The sequence below is a fragment of the Bartonella sp. AP57NXGY genome, from assembly GCF_042195805.1.
GTDB lineage: Bacteria > Pseudomonadota > Alphaproteobacteria > Rhizobiales > Rhizobiaceae > Bartonella.
This window is the reverse complement of sequence record NZ_JBHIOZ010000006.1, coordinates 25344-48998: the sequence shown is the minus strand read 5'-3', so window position 1 is coordinate 48998 and position 23655 is coordinate 25344. Positions and strand designations below refer to the sequence as shown.

22 protein-coding genes are annotated in these 23655 nt (G+C 38.0%); 21 read left to right on the top strand and 1 reads right to left on the bottom strand.

Features of this window, described 5'->3' with window-relative positions:
• Positions 1-9 precede the first annotated feature (9 nt).
• The 17 genes from rpsN (at position 10) to alaS (ending at position 15642) form a co-directional block, all read left to right on the top strand.
• Positions 10-315 (top strand): 30S ribosomal protein S14, encoded by a 306-nt coding sequence (gene rpsN / locus ACFIL8_RS01960; RefSeq protein WP_273791412.1) that lies wholly within the window; start codon positions 10-12, stop codon positions 313-315.
• 14 nt (positions 316-329) lie between these two features.
• Positions 330-728, top strand: coding sequence for a 30S ribosomal protein S8 (gene rpsH / locus ACFIL8_RS01955; protein WP_375613142.1), 399 nt, complete (start codon positions 330-332; stop codon positions 726-728).
• A gap of 39 nt (positions 729-767) precedes the next feature.
• Positions 768-1301 (top strand): 50S ribosomal protein L6, encoded by a 534-nt coding sequence (rplF, locus tag ACFIL8_RS01950; RefSeq protein ID WP_273791413.1) that lies wholly within the window; start codon positions 768-770, stop codon positions 1299-1301.
• 12 nt (positions 1302-1313) lie between these two features.
• Positions 1314-1676 (top strand): 50S ribosomal protein L18, encoded by a 363-nt coding sequence (gene rplR / locus ACFIL8_RS01945; RefSeq protein ID WP_273791414.1) that lies wholly within the window; start codon positions 1314-1316, stop codon positions 1674-1676.
• Positions 1677-1787: 111 nt separating this feature from the next.
• Positions 1788-2336: a 30S ribosomal protein S5 gene (gene rpsE / locus ACFIL8_RS01940; RefSeq protein WP_015856574.1), complete on the top strand. Its 549-nt coding sequence runs from the start codon at positions 1788-1790 to the stop codon at positions 2334-2336.
• A 31-nt stretch (positions 2337-2367) separates the two neighbouring features.
• A complete protein-coding gene (gene rpmD / locus ACFIL8_RS01935; protein WP_375611481.1) occupies positions 2368-2574 on the top strand; it encodes a 50S ribosomal protein L30 in 207 nt (68 codons plus the stop codon).
• A 20-nt stretch (positions 2575-2594) separates the two neighbouring features.
• A complete protein-coding gene (rplO, locus tag ACFIL8_RS01930) occupies positions 2595-3062 on the top strand; it encodes a 50S ribosomal protein L15 (protein ID WP_375613141.1) in 468 nt (155 codons plus the stop codon).
• 161 nt (positions 3063-3223) lie between these two features.
• Positions 3224-4570, top strand: a complete 1347-nt coding sequence (secY, locus tag ACFIL8_RS01925; protein WP_375611483.1) for a preprotein translocase subunit SecY — start codon at positions 3224-3226, stop codon at positions 4568-4570.
• On the top strand, positions 4567-5145 hold the full coding sequence (locus tag ACFIL8_RS01920; protein ID WP_375613140.1) for an adenylate kinase: 579 nt from the start codon (positions 4567-4569) through the stop codon (positions 5143-5145). The genes secY and ACFIL8_RS01920 overlap by 4 nt, the downstream gene beginning before the upstream one ends.
• A gap of 182 nt (positions 5146-5327) precedes the next feature.
• Positions 5328-5696 (top strand): 30S ribosomal protein S13, encoded by a 369-nt coding sequence (gene rpsM / locus ACFIL8_RS01915; RefSeq protein WP_026500557.1) that lies wholly within the window; start codon positions 5328-5330, stop codon positions 5694-5696.
• A gap of 115 nt (positions 5697-5811) precedes the next feature.
• Positions 5812-6201 carry a 30S ribosomal protein S11 gene (rpsK, locus tag ACFIL8_RS01910; protein WP_007347762.1) on the top strand — a complete coding sequence of 130 codons (390 nt, stop codon included), beginning with the start codon at positions 5812-5814 and terminating at the stop codon, positions 6199-6201.
• Between the two features lie 94 nt (positions 6202-6295).
• The gene (locus ACFIL8_RS01905) at positions 6296-7309 is read left to right on the top strand and encodes a DNA-directed RNA polymerase subunit alpha (RefSeq protein ID WP_375611485.1); all 1014 of its coding nucleotides are present in this window, start codon (positions 6296-6298) and stop codon (positions 7307-7309) included.
• A 24-nt stretch (positions 7310-7333) separates the two neighbouring features.
• The gene (gene rplQ / locus ACFIL8_RS01900) at positions 7334-7762 is read left to right on the top strand and encodes a 50S ribosomal protein L17 (protein WP_273791421.1); all 429 of its coding nucleotides are present in this window, start codon (positions 7334-7336) and stop codon (positions 7760-7762) included.
• Between the two features lie 267 nt (positions 7763-8029).
• Positions 8030-9424, top strand: a complete 1395-nt coding sequence (locus tag ACFIL8_RS01895; RefSeq protein ID WP_375613138.1) for a DegQ family serine endoprotease — start codon at positions 8030-8032, stop codon at positions 9422-9424.
• An 8-nt stretch (positions 9425-9432) separates the two neighbouring features.
• Positions 9433-10758, top strand: coding sequence for a replication-associated recombination protein A (locus ACFIL8_RS01890; protein ID WP_375688804.1), 1326 nt, complete (start codon positions 9433-9435; stop codon positions 10756-10758).
• 968 nt (positions 10759-11726) lie between these two features.
• Entirely contained in the window at positions 11727-12770 is a 1044-nt protein-coding gene (gene recA, locus ACFIL8_RS01885) for a recombinase RecA (protein WP_273791424.1), read from the top strand.
• A gap of 205 nt (positions 12771-12975) precedes the next feature.
• Complete coding sequence (alaS, locus tag ACFIL8_RS01880) at positions 12976-15642, top strand: alanine--tRNA ligase (RefSeq protein ID WP_375688802.1); 2667 nt, start codon at positions 12976-12978, stop codon at positions 15640-15642.
• Between the two features lie 1254 nt (positions 15643-16896).
• Here alaS and ACFIL8_RS01875 read toward each other — a convergent pair.
• Positions 16897-18678, bottom strand: coding sequence for a glucan ABC transporter ATP-binding protein/ permease (locus tag ACFIL8_RS01875; protein WP_375629013.1), 1782 nt, complete (start codon positions 18676-18678; stop codon positions 16897-16899).
• 206 nt (positions 18679-18884) lie between these two features.
• On the opposite strand from ACFIL8_RS01875, the gene ACFIL8_RS01870 reads away from it, so the two are divergent.
• From ACFIL8_RS01870 to ACFIL8_RS01855, 4 genes are all read left to right on the top strand, one after another.
• Entirely contained in the window at positions 18885-19868 is a 984-nt protein-coding gene (locus ACFIL8_RS01870; protein WP_375632409.1) for an RluA family pseudouridine synthase, read from the top strand.
• Between the two features lie 792 nt (positions 19869-20660).
• Positions 20661-21680, top strand: coding sequence for an ATP-binding cassette domain-containing protein (locus tag ACFIL8_RS01865; RefSeq protein ID WP_375638236.1), 1020 nt, complete (start codon positions 20661-20663; stop codon positions 21678-21680).
• Positions 21655-22479, top strand: a complete 825-nt coding sequence (locus tag ACFIL8_RS01860) for an ABC-2 family transporter protein (RefSeq protein ID WP_375629019.1) — start codon at positions 21655-21657, stop codon at positions 22477-22479. Before ACFIL8_RS01865 ends, ACFIL8_RS01860 begins: the two co-directional genes overlap by 26 nt.
• On the top strand, positions 22463-23251 hold the full coding sequence (locus ACFIL8_RS01855) for an ABC-2 family transporter protein (protein ID WP_375638235.1): 789 nt from the start codon (positions 22463-22465) through the stop codon (positions 23249-23251). The genes ACFIL8_RS01860 and ACFIL8_RS01855 overlap by 17 nt, the downstream gene beginning before the upstream one ends.
• Positions 23252-23655 lie beyond the last annotated feature (404 nt).

Genomic DNA, 23655 nt, shown 5'->3' with positions numbered 1-23655 from the left:
GGTGAAATTATGGCCAAAGTAAGTGCCGTTGAAAAAAATAAGCGTCGTGAGGTGATGGTAAAGCGCTATGCTGCCCGTCGTGCACGTTTGAAAGCAATAGTTATGGATCAGAAGGTTTCTCTTGAAGAACGTTTTAAAGCTTCTGTTCAGTTGGCAGAGTTGCCGCGTAATTCTTCGAAAGTTCGTATTCGTAATCGCTGTGAGGTTTCAGGTCGTCCGAGGGCTTATTATCGTAAATTAAAAATGTCGCGAATTGCGTTGCGTGAGCTTGGCTCTATTGGCTATATTCCTGGTATTGTAAAGTCTAGTTGGTAAGAGGAGATTATTTAATGTCTATGTCAGATCCTCTTGGTGATATGCTAACACGTATTCGTAATGCACTTGGTCGTAAAAAAGGTAAAGTAGTTACTCCAGCTTCGAAGCTTCGTGCGCACGTTCTTGATGTTCTTCAGTCGGAAGGTTATATTCGCGGATATAATCGAATTGATTTAGGTGATGGGAAAGCTGAAATTGAAATCGAATTGAAGTATTTTGAAGGGCTGGCTGCTATTCGTGAGATTTCACGTGTATCAAAGCCAGGGCGTCGTGTGTATGTTTCTGCTAAGTCACTTCCTCAGGTGGCAAATGGCCTTGGTATTTCGATTTTATCGACTCCTAAAGGCGTCATGGCAGATCATGAGGCGCGTGAACAGAATGTTGGTGGAGAACTCCTTTGTCGTGTTTTCTAAGTTATGTCAAGAAAACGGAAGAAAAAGTAGGTTAGAACAATGTCTCGTATTGGAAAGAAACCCATTTCAATTCCTTCTGGAGTTACTGCTACTGTTGAAGGACAGCTGGTTAAGGCAAAAGGTCCAAAAGGTGAGCTGAGTTACGTCGTCAATGATGAAGTCTTAGTCAAACTTGAGGAGAATATCATATCAGTTATGCCGCGGGATCAGTCAAAAGATGCGCGTTCTAAATGGGGTATGTCGCGCTCAATGATTGAGAACATTTTTTGTGGTGTGAAAGATGGTTTTGAAAAGAGGTTGGAGATTAATGGGGTTGGTTATCGTGCTGCTTTGCAGGGTAAGGATGTTCAACTATCTCTGGGCTTTTCGCATGATGTGGTTTATAAAGTTCCGTCGGGTGTTACTGTGACTGTTCCTAAGCCAACGGAAATTGTTGTTTCTGGAATTGATAAACAGCAAGTTGGACAAGTTGCAGCGGAGATTCGTGAGTATCGTAGGCCTGAGCCTTATAAAGGTAAAGGTGTTAAGCATGCAGATGAACGTATCTTCCGTAAAGAAGGTAAAAAGAAATAAGGATTTTGTATTATGGTTTCATCTAAGGACATTATCCAACGTCGTGCAAGGCGTGTTCGTCGTAGAATTAAAATGGTTTCTCATGATCGTCCTCGGCTTAGTGTTTATCGTTCAAATCAGAACATTTATGCTCAAGTTATCGATGATTTGCGGGGATGTACACTTGTTTCAGCCTCTACTCTTGAAAGTGATTTGAAAAAATCGTTAAAGAGTGGTGCTGATAAAAAGGCGGCCTTTGCTGTTGGTAAGTTAATTGCTGAGCGTGCGAAGAAAGCGGGTGTTAATGAGGTGGTTTTTGATCGTGGAGCGTATGTGTACCATGGTCGCGTCAAAGCTTTAGCTGAAGCTGCTCGTGAAGGTGGTTTGAATTTCTAAAATTTCTTATTTATGAATGAGTAAGGAGAGTTTAGAGTATTTCGTTTAAGTTCTTCCAGTTTGATGAGGGACTTTGTTATCGTGCTTCCGGAAAAGAAAAAGGAATGAGGAATGGCACAAAAAGAACGTGGTGAGAGAGAAGAACGCGATAATGAATTTGTCGATAGGCTCGTTCATATCAATCGTGTTGCTAAAGTTGTAAAGGGTGGTCGGCGTTTTGGTTTTGCTGCTCTTGTTGTCGTTGGAGATCAAAAAGGGCGTGTGGGTTTTGGACATGGTAAAGCCCGTGAAGTTCCAGAAGCCGTTCGTAAAGCAACGGAATCTGCGAAACGTGGGATGATTTATGTTCCGCTTCGGTCTGGGCGTACATTGCATCATGATCTTGAAGGTCGTCACGGAGCTGGGCGTGTTTTGCTACGTTCGGCTTCTGCTGGTACTGGTATTATTGCTGGGGGACCGATGCGTGCTATTTTTGAAGCTCTTGGTATGCAGGATGTCGTTGCAAAATCACTAGGGTCGTCGAATCCTTATAACATGGTTCGTGCAACATTTGATGCATTGAAACATCAAATGCATCCTAGAGATATTGCTGCTCAACGTGGTATAAAGTATTCGACTTTGCAGGCGCGTCGTCGCCATTTAGTCGACCTAGAAGGGTAGTTTCTGAGATTATCAGAAAAGGAATTAGGAAATGGTTCAGAAAAAATCTCAGAGTGGTAAAACTGTGACGGTGGAACAAATTGGAAGCCCTATTCGAAACTCACAGATTCAGCGTGCAACCTTAAAGGGGCTTGGACTAAATAAAATGCGTCGTCGGCGCGTTTTAGATGATACACTTTGTGTGCGGGGTATGATTGCTCGGGTTCGGCATCTTGTTCGCGTTATAGATGAAGGTTAAGGGTTGCGGGAGTATTAGATATGAAACTCAATGAACTGCGTGATTGCGAAGGCGCAACAAAAAATCGTAAGCGTGTTGGGCGTGGTATTGGTTCCGGTACGGGTAAGACTGGTGGTCGTGGTGTAAAAGGGCAAAAGTCACGTTCTGGTGTTTCCCTTAATGGTTTTGAAGGTGGGCAAATGCCTATCTATCGTCGTTTGCCAAAACGTGGATTTAGGAATTTCTTTGCTAAAACCTACAATGAAGTTTCACTGGGACGTATTCAGTTGGCAGTTGATGCAGGTAAGTTGAATATTGAAAAGCCTGTTGATATGGTTTCTTTGAAAGAGGCTGGTATTATTCGTCGTGAAAAAGATGGGGTTCGTCTTCTTTCTGATGGTGATTTGAAGGCTAAGATTACCTTTCATGTTTCTGGTGCTTCACAAGCTGCTCGTGTTAAGATTGAAAAAGTGGGTGGCCAGGTTATTCTTCCTGATATTGCTCGATAATTTTTTGATATGAATAGAGACCTAAAGAAGAATAATATCTGTTTTGTGGGATCTTTTGTGGAGAATTGTTTAAGTTCTGCATTTGTTTGTGTATGCATATATGAATTTTAGGATTATACTTCTGTGATTTGAAGAACTGGAGTGTAAAGTGGAGACGTTTTATGGCATCAGCAGCAGAGCAATTTGCTTCCAATATAAATTTCGGCACCTTTTCTCGTGCAACTGAATTAAAGAAACGCATCTGGTTTACTCTGTTGGCGCTTCTTGTATATCGTTTTGGCACTTACATCTCTCTTCCAGGTATCAATATCGATGCTTTGCGGCAAACATTTGAACATCACGCGTCGGGTGTATTAGGACTCTTTAATATGTTTGCTGGAGGTGCCGTTGGGCGTATGGCTATTTTTGCGCTGGGTATCATGCCTTATATATCGGCATCTATTATTGTGCAATTGTTAACATCTATTATTCCTTCTTTGGAAACTCTTAAAAAAGAAGGGGATTTAGGTCGTAAGATTATCAATCAATATACGCGTTATGTAACAGTCGTATTGGCAATTCTACAAGCTTTTGGTATTGCGGTTGCGCTTGAAAGCGGTATAGGGTCGGGGCTTCAAATTGTTTTAGAACCAGGTCTTATGTTTCGTATTTCTTCTGTTATTACGCTTGTTGGCGGAACGATGTTTCTTATGTGGCTTGGCGAGCAAATTACGTCACGTGGTATTGGTAATGGGGTTTCTCTTATCATTTTTACAGGGATTGTAGCCAACTTTCCTTCTACTTTTGCTCAGCTTTTGACAGCTCATAGTCAGGCTGATTTATCAACTTTTCTTTTAATAGGAATCGTTCTTATTGCTGTTTTGGTTATTGGGCTTATTGTTTTTATAGAGCGTGCGCAACGGCGAATTCTTATCCAATACCCGAAACGTCAGGTCGGTAATCAAATGTTTCAAGGAGATATGTCGCATCTTCCTTTAAAGTTGAATACTGCTGGTGTTATTCCACCTATTTTTGCTTCATCTTTATTATTATTACCTGCCACTATTAATAATTTTTCTGATAAAATGCCACAATGGGTTCAGGAGATTTCTTATGCTCTTGGTCATGGACAGCCACTTTATATGATTGTTTATGCATTTTTAATGGCGTTTTTTTGCTTTTTTTATACAGCTATTGTGTTTAATCCAAGTGATACTGCAGATCAGTTGAAAAAACATTCTGGTTTTATTCCAGGGATTCGTCCAGGTGAGCGTACAGCCGAATATATTGATTACGTTTTGACGCGTATTACTGTTGTGGGCGCTATTTATATTATCTTGGTTTGTTTGTTACCTGAATTTATGATATCTGCATTACAGGTTCCTTTTTATCTTGGGGGAACATCCTTGTTGATTGTTGTTACTGTTACACTTGATACGGTTGCTCAAATTCAGGGGCATCTTGTTGCCCACCAATATGAAGGGTTGATAAAAAAATCAAAACTTCGTGGAGGTAGAAGGAATCGATGAGAGTTATTCTTTTAGGTCCTCCTGGAGCGGGAAAAGGTACGCAAGCAAAAATGTTGACTGAGGAATATAACATTCCTCATTTATCAACAGGGGATATGTTGCGTGAGGTGATTGCCAAAGAAACGGAGATTGGTAAAAAAGCTAAAGCTATTATAAGTTCTGGTGCTTTGGTACCTGATAGTATTGTTAATCAAATCGTATCAGATCGGATTGATGAAGCTGATTGTGTAAACGGTTTTGTTTTGGATGGATATCCGCGAACTGTGGGGCAAGCAGAAGCGTTGCAACAGATACTGGATTCAAAAAATATGTGGCTTAATGCTGTTATTGAATTGTGTGTTGATGAAGACGTGTTGATTGAACGTATGAAGAAGCGTGTTGAGGAAACAATAGCGACTGGTGGACAGGTTCGTTTAGATGACAATCCTGTTGCTTTTGCAAAAAGATTAGTAGAATATCGTGAAAAAACAGCTCCCTTATCAAAATTTTATTCAGAGAGGGGAATGTTGAAGGTTATTGATGGAATGATTGGTGTTGCTGAAGTGACACGTATGATTAGAGGGTTTCTTTCATGAGATTTTTTTTTAGAAATAAATGAAAAGAGTTGACTTTTGAGATGAAATCTATCAAAAGTGAATTTAATTTATTTTAGTGAAATAATAGGATTCGGAAGAATTTTTTTTCTGAGTCTATTTTTTTCTGTAAAGTATATCAGGTATTTTATAACAATTTGTCAAAATAACTAAGGAGAGTAGGCGTGGCTCGTATTGCTGGCGTCAATATCCCGACAAATAAGCGTGTAATTATTGCGCTTCAATATATCCACGGGATTGGACCAAAATTTGCTCAAGAAATTATTGAAAGAGTTGGCATTCCTTTGGGGCGTCGTGTGCATGAGCTTTCAGATGCTGAGGTGCTGCAGATTCGTGAGGCAATAGATCAGGGGTATCAAGTTGAAGGTGATCTTCGTCGTGAGGTTGCTATGAATGTTAAGCGTTTGATGGATCTTGGTTGTTATCGAGGATTGCGTCATCGCCGGTCTTTGCCTGTCCGAGGACAGCGTACACATACGAATGCCCGTACACGTAAAGGTCCGGCTAAGGCAATCGCCGGTAAGAAGAAATAAGGGCCTTTGTGGGAGGTTTTTTATATATTCTTTTTCTTGTTTGATTTTTTTTGACAAGGAAAAAAGGTGGAGCTGCTGATGTTACGGCAGTGATGAGATCGTTGAAAGGGAAATTATGGCCAAGGAAGCCACACGTGTTCGTCGTCGCGAACGTAAAAATATTTCATCGGGTGTTGTGCATATTAATTCAACATTTAATAACACAATGATTACTATTACTGATGCTCAGGGTAATGCAATTGCTTGGTCATCTGCGGGAGCTCAGGGGTTTAAAGGTGCGCGTAAATCGACACCTTTTGCTGCTCAAGTTGCTGCGGAGGATTGTGCAAGAAAAGCGCAAGAGCATGGTATGCGTTCTTTGGAAGTTGAAGTTTGTGGACCTGGATCAGGGCGTGAATCTGCTTTACGTGCATTGCAATCTGTTGGTTTTGTCATTACTTCTATTCGCGATGTAACACCAATTCCTCATAATGGATGTCGTCCGCGGAAAAGGCGGCGTGTTTAATTGGGTGTTGTTTTTTGTTGTCGGAGATTTCTCTGATGTTCACATTGGTCGTTACGATTGAATGGTAACGGAACTAAAGAACGGGAATAAAAATATGATCCAGAAAAACTGGCAGGAACTTATTAAACCCAATAAGGTTGAATCATGTGCACATGATAATCCAAATATTATAAGTGTGATTGCTGAACCTCTTGAGCGTGGTTTTGGTTTAACGTTAGGAAATGCGCTTCGTCGCGTTTTGTTATCTTCGCTTCGTGGTGCTGCTATTACTGCTGTGCAGATTGACGGTGTTTTGCACGAATTTTCATCGATTCCAGGTGTGCGTGAGGATGTTACGGATATTATTCTGAATATAAAAGAAATTGCGCTTCGTATGGAAGAAGAAGGGCCTAAACGTGTCGTCGTTTATAAAGAGGGGCCTGGTGTCGTGAAAGCGGGAGATATCAGTACAGTTGGGGATATGGAAATTCTAAATCCAGATCATGTTATTTGTACTCTTGATGAAGAAGCTGAAATTCGTATGGAATTTATTGTCAACACAGGAAAGGGGTATGTGCCATCTGATCGTAATTGTGTTGATGATGCACGTATAGGGCTTATTCCAATTGATAGTCTTTATTCACCTATCCGTAAGGTATCTTATAAAGTAGAAAATACACGCGAAGGTCAAGTTCTCGATTATGATAAATTAACGCTCACGATTGAAACAAACGGTGCTGTTAATGGTGAGGATGCTGTTGCTTTTGCAGCACGCATTCTTCAGGATCAATTATCGTTATTTATTAACTTTGAAGAGCCACAGAAGGAGCCTGTTGAAGAGGCTGATTCTGAGCTTTCTTTTAATCCTGCACTTCTCAAAAAAGTGGATGAATTAGAACTTTCAGTTCGTTCGGCAAACTGTCTTAAGAATGATAATATTGTTTATATTGGTGATCTGATTCAAAAAACAGAATCTGAAATGCTTCGGACACCGAATTTTGGTCGCAAATCGTTGAATGAGATTAAAGAAGTTTTGGCGTGTATGGGTTTACATCTTGGGATGGAGATTCCTGCGTGGCCGCCTGAAAACATTGATGATCTTGCAAAACGTTATGAAGATCAATATTAAAATTAGAATTTAAGGAGAGGGCTTATGCGCCATAGTAAGTCAGGACGCAAGTTGAACCGTACTGCCAGTCACCGTAAAGCGATGTTTGCAAATATGGCAACTTCGTTGATCGAGCATGAGCAGATTGTGACAACGCTTCCAAAGGCTAAAGAAATTCGTCCTATTGTTGAAAAACTCGTTACTCTTGGTAAGCGTGGTGGTTTGCATGCGCGTCGGCAAGCTATTGCAGCACTTCGTGATGCAGGAAAGGTTGCAAAATTATTTGATACGCTTGCGCCACGTTATGCATCACGCAACGGTGGGTATTTGCGTATTATGAAAGCGGGGTTTCGTACCGGTGATAATGCGCCCATGGCTGTTATAGAATTTGTTGATCGTGATGTTGAAGCGAAGGGTGCTGGGGATCGTGCTCGCATGGAAGCTTCTGAGAATGAAAAGGGAACATCTTCGTAGAGTTTTTTATTCTGTTGGATTTTTAAAGGCCGCCTTGTCTTGGGCGGTTTTTTTGTGAGCATTTTTAAGTTTGTTTTAGTTGAGAAATAGGTGCAGAGAGAAAATTATAGAATATTGAATTATCTTATTTTTATAATATTTATTGTTCAAATAGGTTGTTTTTATTCTCTATTATGAAATATTAATAGAGGTCCTTAATTTGCGGGGATACGTTTTTTTATTCTATTAATCTTCAACAGAATGTGCTGATTTTATAAGGAGTGGATTATGAGGTATTCTTTTTGGGTGCGGATTTTTTTTGCAATTATGATGCAGATATCATTTGATCATGTATATGCTCATGTTCCTCAAACACAAACAGAAATCACCCTTTCATTTGCTCCTTTAGTTAAAAAGACAGTTCCATCTGTTGTAAATATTTATGCAGCTCGACAAATTAGAGCTCGATCACCTTTTGAAGGCGATCCATTTTTTGAGCAATTTTTTGGTCGTTTTCAAAATAAATTTCCTGTTCGTAAGCAATCGTCATTAGGATCAGGGGTGATTGTTGATGCACGTGGTTTGATCGTTACAAATTACCACGTCATTAAAGATGCAAGCGAAATTAAAGTGGCTTTTTCTGATGGACGGGAGTTTGAGAGTAAGGTCGTGCTCAAAGATGAAGCAACTGATATTGCAATTCTTGAAGTTAAGGAAAAAGATGCTCAATTTCCGGCTCTTTCTTTGGGAAATTCTGATACTGTTGAAGTTGGTGATCTTGTTCTTGCTATTGGTAATCCCTTTGGTGTTGGTCAAACAGTTACAAGTGGTATTGTTTCAGCGCAAGCGCGTACACGTGTTGGGATTTCTGATTTTGACTTTTTTATTCAAACAGACGCAGCCATTAATCCAGGGAATTCTGGTGGCGCTTTAATTGATATGAAAGGTCAGTTAATCGGAATTAATACGGCTATCTATTCGCGTTCCGGTGGTTCTGTAGGGATTGGTTTTGCTATTCCAGTTAATCTTGTAAAAGTGATGCTTGATACTGTTAAACGCGGTGGAAAATATTTTGTGCCGCCTTATATTGGGGCTTCTTTTCAAAATGTTACAGCTGATATTGCTGGTGGTTTAGGTTTAGAACGTCCCTATGGTGCTCTGATTATTGAAGTTATCAAAGATAGTCCTGCTGAAAAAGCTGGATTGAAAGTAGGTGATGTTATTTTGAGTGTGCAGGGGGTACGCGTTGACAGTCCAGATAGTCTTGGTTATCGTTTGATGACAGCTGACGTTGAGCATAGTCTTGCCTTGGAATATTTACGAAGTGGAAAAACTTTAAAAACACAAATAACAGTTTCATCAATATCAGAAACTGCATTTTTAAAATCTGAAAAAATTACGGGTGACAGTCCTCTTGCTGGTGCTGAGGTGTTAGATTTAACACCGCAAAATAGTCGACGTTTTCATCTTCCTATATCTGCAAAAGGGGTTGTGATTACCAATCTTGAGGAAATGAGCAATGCAGCTGGAATTTTTCAGTCAGGAGATATTCTACGTGTTGTAAATGGCCATAAAATTCAAACAGTTCATCAGTTGAAAAAGGTTCTTATGCAAGGTCGCTCAAATATGTGGCAATTGGAATATGAACGTGATGGTATGTATATTCGCCAATTTATTCGTTGAGGTTTTTTTTGAAGAAAGATTTTTTTACTTCGTCGTTTGATTTTCAAGTTAATAAAAATCAGCCACTTGCAGAAAGAATGCGCCCTTGTTCTCTCAATGATGTTGTGGGACAAAAGCATTTGATTGGAGAGGATGGTTTGCTTTCACGTATGGCGGCAACAGGCTCAATTGGATCGATGATTTTTTGGGGACCTCCAGGGACGGGAAAAACGACCGTTGCACGTTTGTTAGCCCTTGAAACAAATTTCGCGTTTGAACAGATTTCTGCTATTTTTACAGGAGTTTCTGAACTTAAAAAGATTTTTGAAGTTGCGCAGAGGCGTTTTATATCTGGGGATAAAACACTTCTCTTTGTTGATGAAATTCATCGGTTTAATCGTGCACAGCAGGATAGTTTTCTTTCTGTGATGGAAGAGGGTACTGTGGTACTTATAGGTGCAACAACCGAAAATCCTTCTTTTGAACTGAATGCTGCCCTTCTTTCGCGTGCACGTGTTTTAACATTTCTTTCTCATGATCATGAAAGTTTGGACATGCTTTTGAGGCGTGCTGAAGAAGTGGAGGGAAAAACTCTTCCCTTGGATAATGATGCCAGAGACGTTTTGATAGAGATGTCTGATGGTGATGCGCGGGTTGCGTTAACATTGGCAGAGGAAGTTTGGTCTATTGCGCCATTGGGAGAGATTCTTGATGTTGTTGCTTTGCAAAAAGTTATTCAGCGTCGTGCGCCTATTTATGATAAAGGACGAGATGGGCATTATAATCTCATTTCAGCGTTGCATAAATCCGTTCGTGGATCTGATCCTGATGCTGCGCTTTATTATTTGGCACGTATGTTGGATGCTGGTGAAGATCCTCTCTATATTGGGCGAAGATTGGTTCGTATGGCCGTTGAAGATATTGGTTTGGCGGATCCTCAAGCTCTTGTCATTTGTAATGCAGCAAAAGATGCCTATGATTATTTAGGATCACCAGAAGGAGAGTTGGCCTTGGCGCAAGCATGTCTTTATGTTGCAACTGCGCCAAAGTCAAATGCAGCATATCTTGCGTATAAAGCAGCACTGCGTTGTGCACGCAAAAATGGCTCTTTACCACCTCCTAAGCATATTCTTAATGCTCCTACGAAATTTATGAAGGAAGAAGGGTATGGAAGTGGTTATTGTTATGACCATGATGAACCAGATGCTTTTTCAGGACAAGAATATTTTCCCGAAAAACTTGGACGTCAGAGTTATTATAAACCAGTTGAGCGTGGTTTTGAGCGTGAAATTGTGAAACGTCTTGAGTGGTGGCAACAGTTGCGCAAAAAACGTAAAGATCAAAATAAAATTTGAGTTGAAATACGTTTTTTATTGATCTCTTATGTTATTGTATGAGAAATTTAGCTTATATTTTAAACAATTTATTGCATTGCTTGTAGAGATTTTTTTGATATCTTCAAAAGTGCATATTTTTTCAAATTTAAATATATCATTCAACTTTTAAGCTGCTTTATTTTTTTTGGTTTTATTAAATAATATATTGACTTATAATGATAATTAACTGTTTCGTAAGTTGAATGAAAGTTTCAAATACCGTAAATTTCTCTCATCCCAAGTCTGTTATTTGTTGAAGCAATCAAGTTATTCGCTTGCATGTTACAAGCAGGATTAGCGTGTGATAAAAACTGTACAAGAAAGGACTAAAAATCCCTCTTATGAATTGTCTCAAGTACCGAAAGCTGTTGCAATATTGGAGGATGATAAATAGTGTGATGGTGCCGGCTTGCTCCTTCTATAGAGTAAAGATGGTGGTGCCTAAAGGGTTTTGCAGTATACCACATTCATAGGTGTTGTCACAAAATGAGCTTGGAAGTTTTGAGAGATGTTTCTTAAATCAAGTGCATGAATATGCAACACAATAGCGTTTTGTTCTTCGATGCAATAGGGTATGAGGTTGATTGATGATGCGTTTTTTGTGTGATCAATAGCGGGAGAATTCTTAGTCTCTCAAGTATTTAATCAAAGGGATAAGCAGAAGGGTTGTAGAACATTGTGTTTAAAATTAAATTGTTCCTTTTCTAGAGAGATATAAATATGTTAACTATGCTCCCATAGAGATATTACTTTATTGGAGTTTATTATGTGTCATAAGATAAGCAATGCCAATTCTTTATTGTGATGGTCATGAATGTTTATGGACATAATGTGGAGATAGGAATGGAAATAGTCTGTGAAACTCTAAACTCAAACCTTTAGTTAAATTAAAAGTACAGTGTACACTAAAGTTTTAGGTTATTATGAATTCGGTCAAGGATATAATCGTGGATAAAACAAAAGCTCTCGATGCTGCTCTCTCACAAATTGAACGTTCTTTTGGTAAAGGCTCGATTATGCGTCTTGGGCAAAAAGAGCAAGTTGTTGAAATTGAAACAATTCCAACAGGATCGTTATCCTTGGATATTGCTTTAGGGATTGGTGGATTACCGAAGGGGCGTATAGTTGAGATTTATGGACCAGAAAGTTCTGGGAAAACAACATTGGCTCTCCATGCTATTGCTGAGGCACAGAAAGGTGGTGGGATTTGTGCTTTTATTGATGCAGAGCATGCGCTTGATCCTATTTATGCGCGTAAGCTTGGTGTTGATTTAGAAAACTTGTTCATTTCTCAGCCAGATACCGGTGAACAGGCATTGGAAATTACAGAAACGTTGGTTCGTTCTGGTGCCGTTGATGTGCTTGTTGTGGATTCTGTCGCAGCTTTAACACCGCGAGCAGAAATTGACGGTGAAATGGGTGATGCTTTGCCCGGATTGCAAGCTCGGTTAATGAGTAAAGCGTTACGAAAATTAACCGCAGCAATTTTTCGCTCTAACTGTATGGTTGTTTTTATTAATCAAATTCGCATGAAAATTGGTGTGATGTTTGGTTCTCCTGAAACGACAACGGGTGGAAACGCTTTAAAGTTTTATGCTTCTGTTCGTTTAGATATTCGTCGCATTGGATCCATTAAAGATAGGGATTCAATCGTTGGTAATCAGACGCGCGTTAAAGTGGTGAAAAATAAATTGGCACCTCCATTCAAACAGGTTGAGTTTGATATTATTTATGGTGAAGGTATTTCCAAAGTAGGTGAGTTGATTGATTTGGGTGTCAAGGTTGGTGTTGTGGAAAAATCTGGTGCATGGTTTTCTTATAATTCTCAGCGTTTAGGGCAGGGGCGTGAGAATGCAAAGCAGTTTTTACGTGAACATGTGGAAATAGCTACAGAGATTGAAGCAGCTTTGCGCCAAAATGCTGGTTTGATTGCGATTGAATTGTTAGAAAATGCAGGGTCAGAAAATATAGAAAGTGATGAAGCCATTTGATGGGGCGTTTTTTTCGTCTATAATTTTTTTCTTTAAGATTTTCCTGTTTTTTTGTTTGAGTTTTTAAATACGCAGTCATTTTTTTCTCAATTTTTTAAAACAAATATTCCATTTTTGATTAAATTGACTCCATGCGTGGCGAAGAGGATTTAATGAGGGGGGATTTTTCTTTTATGGTTTTGTGCTGTATTGAGCAGGTGTCAACATGAATAGTGTTAATAATATTCGGTCAACATTTTTGGATTATTTTCATCGTAATGGGCATAAAGTTCTTTCTTCTAGTCCGCTTGTTCCGCGGAATGATCCTACACTTATGTTTACAAATGCAGGGATGGTGCAGTTTAAAAATGTTTTTACTGGACTTGAACAACCTTCTTATACGCAGGCAACAACGGCACAAAAATGTGTTCGTGCGGGTGGAAAGCATAATGATCTTGATAATGTTGGTTATACGGCACGCCATCATACATTTTTTGAAATGTTGGGTAATTTTTCTTTTGGTGATTATTTCAAAGAAGAAGCCATTTTTTTATCATGGAATCTTTTAACAAAGGAATTTTGCCTGCCAAAAGATAAATTGTTGGTGACAGTTTATCAGAGTGATGATGTTGCTGCTGAACTGTGGCGTAAAATTTCTGGTCTTCCAGATGAAAAAATTGTCCGTATTGCGACGGTTGATAATTTTTGGTCGATGGGAGAAACAGGCCCTTGTGGGCCTTGTTCGGAGATTTTTTATGATCATGGTGATGAAATATGGGGCGGTCCTCCTGGAAGTGCTAATGAAGATGGGGATCGCTTTATTGAGATTTGGAATCTTGTTTTTATGCAGTATGAGCAAGTTTCCAAGGAAGAACGTGTTAACTTACCTCACCCTTCTATTGATACAGGCATGGGATTAGAGCGTATTGCTGCTGTTTTACAGGGCGTTCATGATAATTATGACATTGATCTTTTTCGTGCATTAATTGCTGCATCAGAAGAAATTACAGGGATTGAGGCAAAGGGTGATTTTATTGCCAGCCATCGTGTCATTGCTGATCATCTTCGCTCATCTGCATTTTTGATTGCTGATGGTGTGCTTCCTTCTAATGAAGGAAGAGGATATGTTTTACGTCGTATTATGCGTCGTGCTATGCGTCATGCGCATCTTCTTGGTGCTAAAGAGCCCTTAATGTGGCGACTTTTGCCTGCTTTAATTCGCGAAATGGAACAAGCCTATCCTGAGTTGGTGCGTGCTGAATCTTTGATTTCAGAAACTTTAAGGTTAGAAGAAATACGTTTTCGTAAAACGCTTGAACGAGGACTTGGTTTGTTGAACGAAGCAAGTACCGATCTTAAAGAAGGGGACTATTTGAATGGTGAAGTTGCTTTCAAACTTTATGATACCTATGGTTTTCCGCTTGATTTGACGCAAGATGTTCTTCGTCGTCGCGGAATATCTGTTGACGTTGGTGCTTTTGATAAAGCGATGGAACGCCAAAAAGAGGAAGCACGTGCCAATTGGTCTGGTTCTGGAGAAGCTGTAACAGAGAAGGTCTGGTTTTCTGTTCGTGATCAAGTGGGGGCCACAGAGTTTTTAGGTTATGAAACTGAGACAGCGAAAGGTATTCTTACAGCTCTTGTATGTGATGGTAAAATTGTTGATCATATTTCTTCAGATCAGAAAGCTATGCTTGTTGTTAATCAGACACCTTTTTATGGTGAATCTGGTGGGCAAATTGGTGATAGCGGTATCATTTCTGGTGAAAATTTTATTTTTAAGGTGCATGATACCCAAAGAAAGGGTGATGGTGTTTTTATCCATATTGGGGAGGTGAAATCTGGTCAGGCATCGAGGTCTGATTGTGTAGAATTAACGGTTGACATTGTTCGTCGTAAGAAAATTCGTGCGAATCACTCTGCTACTCATTTGTTACACGAAGCTTTACGCCAAACATTGGGGGACCATGTTACACAAAAGGGTTCTCTTGTATCGCCAGATCGGTTGCGTTTTGATTTTTCCCATCCAAAATCCGTTTCACCAAAAGAGTTGAAAAAAATAGAAGATTTAGCCAATGAGATTATTTTGCAAAATAGTAAAGTAATAACGCGCCTCATGGCTGTAGATGATGCCATTTCTGAAGGAGCCATGGCATTGTTTGGTGAAAAATATGGTGATGAAGTTCGCGTTGTTTCTATGGGGGAGCCACTTGAACAGGAAAGATTAAAAAAGCGTTGGTCAATTGAGCTTTGTGGAGGGACACATGTGGAGCGAACAGGTGATATTGGTTTAATTCATATTGTTTCTGAAAGTTCTGTTTCAGCTGGAGTGCGGCGTATTGAAGCTTTAACAGGCAAAGAAGCACGTCTTTATCTTAGCCGCCAAGATGAACGTATTCATGAAATCGCTGATCTTTTAAAAACTTCTTCTGCTGGTGTGGAAGAACGGGTGCGAATTTTGCTTGATGATCGTCGTAAACTTGAAAAAGAATTGAATGATGTACGCAAGAAAATGATGTTGAGTGGTGGAGTAACAGAAAGGAGCCAAGATGATATTATCATCATCAATGGGTTTTCTTTTACCGGACGCGTTGTTAAAAATATTTTACCACGGGATCTTAAGGCGCTCGTCGATTCTGAGAAAAAACAAATTGGATCTGGAGTGGTTGCTTTTATTAGTGTCTCGGAGGATGGAAAAGGGAGTGCTGTTGTCGGTGTTACGGATGATTTAACGGATAAATTAAATGCTGTAGATCTCGTTCGTATTCTTTCAGCGATGCTTGGTGGTAAAGGTGGAGGTGGCCGTCCTGATATGGCGCAGGCTGGTGGTCCTGAGGGGAACAAAGCTGATGAGGCATTTGCGGCACTAAAAGATTTTCTTGAAAAAAATTAAATTAAATCATTCTGCATAGGTGTTTTTTACATTGTTATATTGGGTTGGCATCTATGTATCATGAATATCTGTCTGGTGTATTTCTGAAATGCAGATACAGCGTAATTGGGGAAAATACAATTGTAAAGATAAAGACAGTGTTTGTCTTTATCACCACTTTATCATTTGGCTTTATAGCTTCCAAGCGTTTCAGGAATCACCTTTTTAAGATAAGATAGACTATGCAGCACTTCATGCTTTGCTGTGTATTCTTTTACTAGGGAGACTAGTTATTGTGTTGCTCTTATAGATTTTTTGAAGAAACATCTCTTTTTATGAAAGGAAAAATACAAGATTTATTGCATACGATTATCCTTATAAAGTTATAAGCTATCATTATTCGATTAGTTTTCAAATGAATAAAATTTCTTTCCTTGAAAAGGCTTATAAAAGAGTTGTTGTATCTTAGAGCTATTATTTTCATTTTGCTTGTTATGTACAAGAAAACAGTTTTTTGGTTTATTATTAAAAGGTCTTGAAAGGAATATTCTCCTATCTTTATAAATCTTTATTTTAAGTTATAAGGTAATGAATTATCAATATAAATCAAAGTAATATAACATAAATCTAAATATTTAGATTAACATCTAATTTATTTATGATGAAATTGCTTTAATATATTGAATTATAATGATAATTTATCGTTTTATCTTTTGAACAAGAGCTACGAATATTCGTAGGGTTTTATTATTTCAAATTCTGTGTATGTTAAATTAATCAAAACCACTCACGAATGTCGTTGTGAAATGGGCTTAAGAGCATTGAAAAATGTTTCTTAAAAAAAGTCATATGAATGTGCAAAACAATGATGTTCTGTTCTTTATGAGAGGACTATAAAGAAAGTGATAAACAAAAGTGCAACGCAATACATAATATTCATTATTTAAAAGATATTACTTTAGTTCGTTTTGAAATTCGTAAAGCTGAGTTAAAAGAAGACGGTAAAACTGGAAATTGTTTTTACCTTTACATCTTTACATTTTCCCTAAATGAGAATGTATACTCGTCAATATGCACAGATATAGGAAAATATTTTTGTTCTAATCTAGTAAAATTGCAATAGCAGAGAAAATACTAAACTGTTTTAATATTTTTCTTAAATACCTAAAATGGATTGTGGCATTTTTAGAAATCTTTTTACTTGTATCATATATAAGCACTCTATATTGTATTGAAGAGGCATTTTTTGCATAAGATCTATGAAGAGTATCGTTTTTATGATGCTATGGCTTCATGTAAGGGGATAACATTTTCTCCTTCTCTTTCTGGTGGTTTGATTGTTAAACCACTTGCCTTTAAAAAATTAGAGAAACGTCCCCCTTTATCGATCAATTCTTGAAAGTTTCCTTTTTCCATTAAGTGACCATGATCCAGAAAGAGTATCACATCAGCATTGCGTACTGTTGAGAGGCGATGTGCTATAATAAAAGTAGTGCGGTTATGGCTTATGCAATCGAGAGCATCTTTGACACGTGCTTCTGTTTCAACATCAAGAGCGCTTGTTGCTTCATCTAGAATGAGAATAGGGGCATTTTTTAAAACAGCGCGTGCAATTGCTAGTCGCTGTTTTTCTCCACCTGATAATTGAGATCCTCGTTCGCCCACCATTGTGTTATAACAATCAGCTTTTTTTAGAATAAAATCGTGAGCTTCTGCTATTTTTGCTGCTTCATAAAGTTCTTCATTTGTTGCGCTCGCTTTTCCTATTGAAATATTGTCATGAATAGTACGGTTGAAAAGACCCGAGTCTTGAAATACTGTTGCTAGAGATTTGCGTAAAGATTCGCGATTGATTGAGCATATATTTATTCCATCAATGGAGATATGCCCAAGGGTAGGGTCGTATACGCGCTGCAACAGATTGATCAATGTTGTTTTTCCAGCCCCTGTTGGCCCTACAATTGCAACAGTTTGTCCTGCTTTAACCTCAAAGGAAATATCAAAAACACCTTGAGAAGAATTTGGGAATTGATAGGTCACGTGATGAAATTGTATGGCGCCTTTAACATTTTGGAGGGAAGGAAGATTTTGTGGTTCGTTGATATGAAAGGTTGAGTCTTCCATTTCAAAAAATTCTTGCAGTTTTGCTTGTGAGGATATTGCACAATTAATAAAATTGCTCATTTGGTCTAGGCGGCTAATCATGAGTTGTGCAAATCCAACAAAAGCAACGACTTCACCTACTCGTAATTGATCTTTTGCAACAAAAAAAGCTCCAAGGAGAAGAACACAAACGATTGAAATTGTTGAAGCCATTCGATTTAAGCCACTGGCGAGCGCCCACCAATTGAGAACAGGATTTTGTGCTTTAAGAAGAGCATTTGTATGTTGATGCAGTATGGAAGTTTCTTCTTTTATTCGGTTATAACTTTGTACAATGGAAACATTAGAGATTGAATCACTGACATGCTTAAAAAGGTTATGATGATAGCATTCTACAGCGGCTTGTCCGTCTTTTGTTTTTCGCATCACTAAACGTGCAATTAATACATAAATGATGGCAAGCACAACCAAGACTATTGAAAGACGCCAATTCATATTAAACGCGATGGGGATGAGAACCAATAAGGCGACAAGCGTTGAGAGGTGTTGGCGCATAAAATCAAGCCATATGGTTGACATGGAATCTATTGCGCGCAAAAGTGTATGGAGTGCGTTGGAAGTTCCACGTTGTTGATGCCAAATTAAAGGCATGGCAATGATACGTTCGAAAGATTCCGTTAAAACCGTTAAGCGGCGTCTATGGGCTAAGCGGTCAGCACCGCGAGCAACAAGGACATAAGCAATAATATGTGAAAGTCCAAAACAAACCCAAATGGCAAGAGTAGGGATGATAGCTGTTTTGTCTGTAATAGAATCAATAACTTGTCCAAATAAAATAGGTTCTGCAATAGTGATAATAGCTAATATAACATTAGCGGTACAGATTAAAAGGGATGCATTTTTTTCTCTATTTAGGTAAGTGAGAACACGTGCATAGGTTTTGAATAAGGACACGGTTAATTATCTCCATTCGCTATTAAGCGTAAAGGCTGTTGATTTTTACAACGCTTAGTTTTTAGCTAATAAAATTTGGACGTTAAGAAAAGGAAATTTTGGATACTAACTGTAATATGGTGTGATAAAACCAACTAAAATATGAATTTTTGTGTTTATAAAGGCGCAAAAATAGATCAATAAAATTATCAGGTAAGGGAATTTTCATGGCAGGCATAGAAATAAAAAAAGTTGAGGCAGATGAAAATGGAATGCGCTTAGATCGCTGGTTTAAAGTGCATTATCCAGGACTTGGTTTTGGAGCTTTGCAAAAATTGTTGCGTTCTGGTCAGATACGGGTTGATAGTGGACGTGTTAAAGCCGATACGCGTCTTTGTATAGGGCAAGCTGTTCGTATTCCACCTCTCCCTATTAATGACAAGGAGAGTCTTTCAATAACGGATAAAACACTTCGTGGGCAGGATGATGGGACCGTTTTGAAAAAAATGCTGCTTTATGAAGATCCAAAGGTATTTGTTTTTAATAAACCAGCTGGGTTGGCTGTACAAGGAGGCTCTGGTTTAACACGTCATATGGATAGTATGCTTGAGGTATGGCGCAATAAAAAAGGTGAAAAGCCGCGTTTGGTTCATCGTCTTGATCGTGAGACGTCGGGTGTGCTTATTGTTGCGCGATCAAGGGGAGCTGCTCAGTCCTTAACTGCTGCTTTTAGAGCGCGAGAAACAAAAAAGACTTATTGGGCGTTGGTTCGGGGCGTGCCTAAAAAAAAGCAGGACAAAATTTCAACGTGGATGGTTAAGGAAATGACTGCACAAGGTGACAAAATGCGTGTTTGTGAACATGGGGAGCCAGATTCACATCATGCGGTTTCTTACTATCGCGTTTTAGATACGCGAGGGCGGGCTCTTTCGTGGCTTGAAATGGAACCCTATACAGGGAGAACACATCAGCTTCGTGTGCATGCAGCCCATATGGATCATCCTATCATTGGCGATACAAAGTATTTTTTTTCTGATAGTAATTGGACATTACCAGGAGGAATTCAAAATCGTCTTCATCTTCATGCACGTCGTATTCGTATTCCGCATCCTTCAGGAGGAATATTGGACATTGTTGCACCTTTACCACCTCATATGGTCCAAAGTTTTAATCTTTTATCTTTTAATGAGAGTGATGCTGAAACCGACTAAACAAACTTCATTTGTTCTTTTTGATTGATACAAATTTTATCTATAAATTTGATAAGATGAATAGGGCATCATTTGAAGAAAGTTTTTGATAAGATAGCTATGAGAAAATTGTGTTTTTGAGTGATGAAATTTTCGAATATCATGGCTTTCTTTCTACAGCTCTTTATCCATATTGATTGTATTGTTATTTTGGATATGATGTATCGTTTAATAATCTGAGTTTATGAAGCTGCTCCTTTGAATTATCTACAGAGGTCATATATTGGGGAGGCGTGTCTGTTGAGGGAGATGAGTTAGATAAAATCTGAAAGATATTTACTAAAATAGTGAAAGCAATTTTAGTTTTTTCATGGGGAATAATGAAGGCATTTTATAGTAATGCTGAGGGAAAGTAGCCTCTCAAAAAATTCCTGTTGTCAAGGATTTTTGTTTTGTTATCAATGTGGTTTGATATGCTTATAGTATAGATTTATGCTTTGTATCTTTGCTTACACAATGAAGCCTTCTTAGCAAAGCTCTCCTTTCAATGACCAATTATTTTTCTACTTACTTAGTTTATCCAAAAGATTATCTTTCATAAAAGAAGAAATAAGTTTTTAGTATCTTAATGCTTCATTGAAGTGAACTCATCACATTGAAAAAATATCTAGACAAAAAATTGGAGATAAAACGTCAGGCGCGTTTTATTGCTCTAGGGAGGGCTTGAACACTTTTGTTTTTTCTAGTGAACAAAAACAGATATTTATTATGGGAACATTCAAAGGGGGGATAAATTGAAATGAGGAGTGACTGATGGGATCATTATTGATTGACGTTAATAACGTCTCAAAAATATATCGCAACATTGACAGAGGAATTGGTTTTAAAAACAAGATATTTTCTCTCCTCAAGCCGGTTTATACAAATCATCATGTGTTAAAAGATATGAGTTTCACCCTCTTTTCAGGGCAATCGTTAGCAATTCTTGGCCCTAACGGAGCGGGTAAATCGACACTGATTAAAATACTTTCTGGTATACAATACGCTGATGAGGGATGTGTTAAAGTCCTTGGTGTTGATCCTTATAAAGCGAAGAAAAATCTGTTCAAGTCTTTGGGTGTGGTCTTTGGTCATAAGAATTGTTTATGGTGGGATTTGCCCTTACGCTACAGTCTGGATATGGTTCAACCATTATATGGTCTTGAACGCGCCTCTTTTACCCGTGATCTTAAAGAGATCGCTGAGTTACTGGGTCTTGAGCATATTATGGATAAGCCAGTGCGGATGCTTAGTCTGGGTGAGAGAGTGAAAAGTGAATTGGCATTTAATCTCTCCTTTAGACCTAAACTGTTGTTTCTCGATGAGCCAAGTATTGGTCTTGATCTTACATCTAAGCATGAAATCAGGGAGCTTCTTAAAAAACTGAAAAGGGAGCGTGGCACTGGGTATATCATCACAAGTCATGATATGGGAGATATTGATGGATACGTTGATGATATTATTCTCTTGCATAAAGGAAAGAAACAGTTTCATGGTAATCTTCACGCGCTTAAAAATGTCATTCCTTCTTTGGTGAGAATAACGTTTTTTTGTGAACACATGGCTGTACCTTCAGCTGTTGTAGAAAAAATTGATGAGATTGCGTTGAAATTATCTACTTCTTTAAAAGATAAGCACTTTAACGCTGAAGAATGCTCGCTGGAGGTTTCGCTGCCCCGTGAGGATTTTGCGCGTTTTGTACGCGAAATTACAACCAAATTGAACTGTACGTTCTCTGTATCCACTCCCTCGCTTGAAGAGATGCTCCGTGTTAAATTTAAAGAATTTATCTAACCACTGCTTTGGTATGTTTCTTTTTGCCAAGAATGGATTACTCACTGTTCTAAGTGATAGAGCAATGTTTTTTACCGATATTATCATTGGGACACTTTCGCCATTTGTTATTCAACTTCTATTATGGAATGCACTTTTCTCTGATACGGGCAACACCATAAATGGCTTTAGCTTTTATGATATGATGTATTATTATGCTTTTGCTTTAGTCCTAGGTCGCTTAAATAATGGTTATAATGTGATTAAGTTTTTCTCTCATCATGTTAAAGAAGGCCAATTAGAAGTATATCTTACAAAGCCCTTTAGTTATATGACACAAATGCTTTTTACTTTTTTAGGGGAGAGTGTATTATATAGCATCCCATTATTGGCTCTTTTTATTGTTAAGCTTGTTTTATCCTATGAAAATATTCTGGGATTGGTCATCGCTTTTCTGTTCTTTTTTCTGGTTGTTATTCTATCACAATTGCTTTGTTTTTTAATCTCTTTTGGAATTGCTTTATTAAGCTTTTGGGTGATTGAGTACAATATATTACTCTCTTTTAGTATTCTTAGTTCAGCGCTTCTTGGGGGTGTTCTTTTACCACCATCTTTTTGGCCGGTGTGGCTTATTCCGCTTATGCAATTTAATCCTTATCGTTTCATGATATCCGCTCCTGCCGAGTTTTTCGCGACGCAAAATTTAGCGTTGTTTCAGCAGTTTATTTTCGGAAGTTTTACTTATATTTTGTGTTTTTTATTCTTAATTTATATCGCTTGGAATAAAGGGATGAAAGCATATAATGGAGCAGGTGGTTGAGATGAAAATCATCCTTCATTTTATCAGTCTGAATATCCGCCGACAGATTGTTTATGGTAAGAATTTGGCTGGGGAGTTTATTCTTTCTCTATGCTATTATTTTATTCAATTCATATTTATTGATAGAGTATCTTCTTTTTCAGGAAAGATCGGTAACTATAGCAGAGATGAAATCCATTTTATCTTTGTTGTCTTTGTTTTACTTGGAATATTTTTGAATATTTTTATTAATTCTATTGAAACGTTTTTTGAAAAAGTAGCGGATGGTAAAATTGAACCATACTTGATAAAGCCCGTTTCAATTTGGTTGTTGATGTTGTTTGGTTGGTGTAAACCTCTTAATTTGATCAAGCTCTTTGTCCTTTATGTTAGTGCCTATTTATTTGTATCATTACCGAATATTTCTGATCTTAAGCTAAGATGGATCTCTTTTGTTGTTGCAATATTTTGTGTTTTTATTGTCAATATTTGTTTTTTTCTGATGTTCAATTTTATAACATTTATTATTAGCCGTAAGATGCCTGTCGAATATTTTCATGAAATGATTTATGAGCTTTCATTTGTGCCAATAGAAATTTATCCTTTAAGCATCGTAAAATGGCTTTTGTTTATGCTTCCCATGGCTTTTTCTGCTTCCTTGCCTGTGTCATTGTTGCTTGGTAAAGGCGAATGGAATATTGGATATCTTCTGTTGAGCGCTTTTCTTTCCATGGTCATGACTTTCATAAGTTATAAGAAAACAATGCGTAAATTTAATGGATTAGGGGGATGAGATGAAAGTCAGCATGATTATAAAAATAAAAAAAATTGAGTGAATAATTCTATTGTACCATAAATTATCGTTATTTATTCTGGCGATATAAGGCATGTAGAATTTTCACATGAGGATTTTTTTTTATTGTTAGATAAGATTGAACAATAATATAGGCCGCATTCCCACGGTTACTGGCAAGGAGCGTGAAATAGAAATCAGAGGTTTAAACTGTTCGATTTTAGATGGCAGCTTGATGACAAAAGCCAATGGTAAGATGGCATACAATTTAATATCATTCATAATACGAGCCAGATGTGTTCTTTTTCGGTTATAGTGCTAAAAAATTGTCAAAGATGGGTAATTTTTATATGTGCAGAATGTGGTTATTCGTGCGGATTTTGTTGGTGCATTCAATATATTAT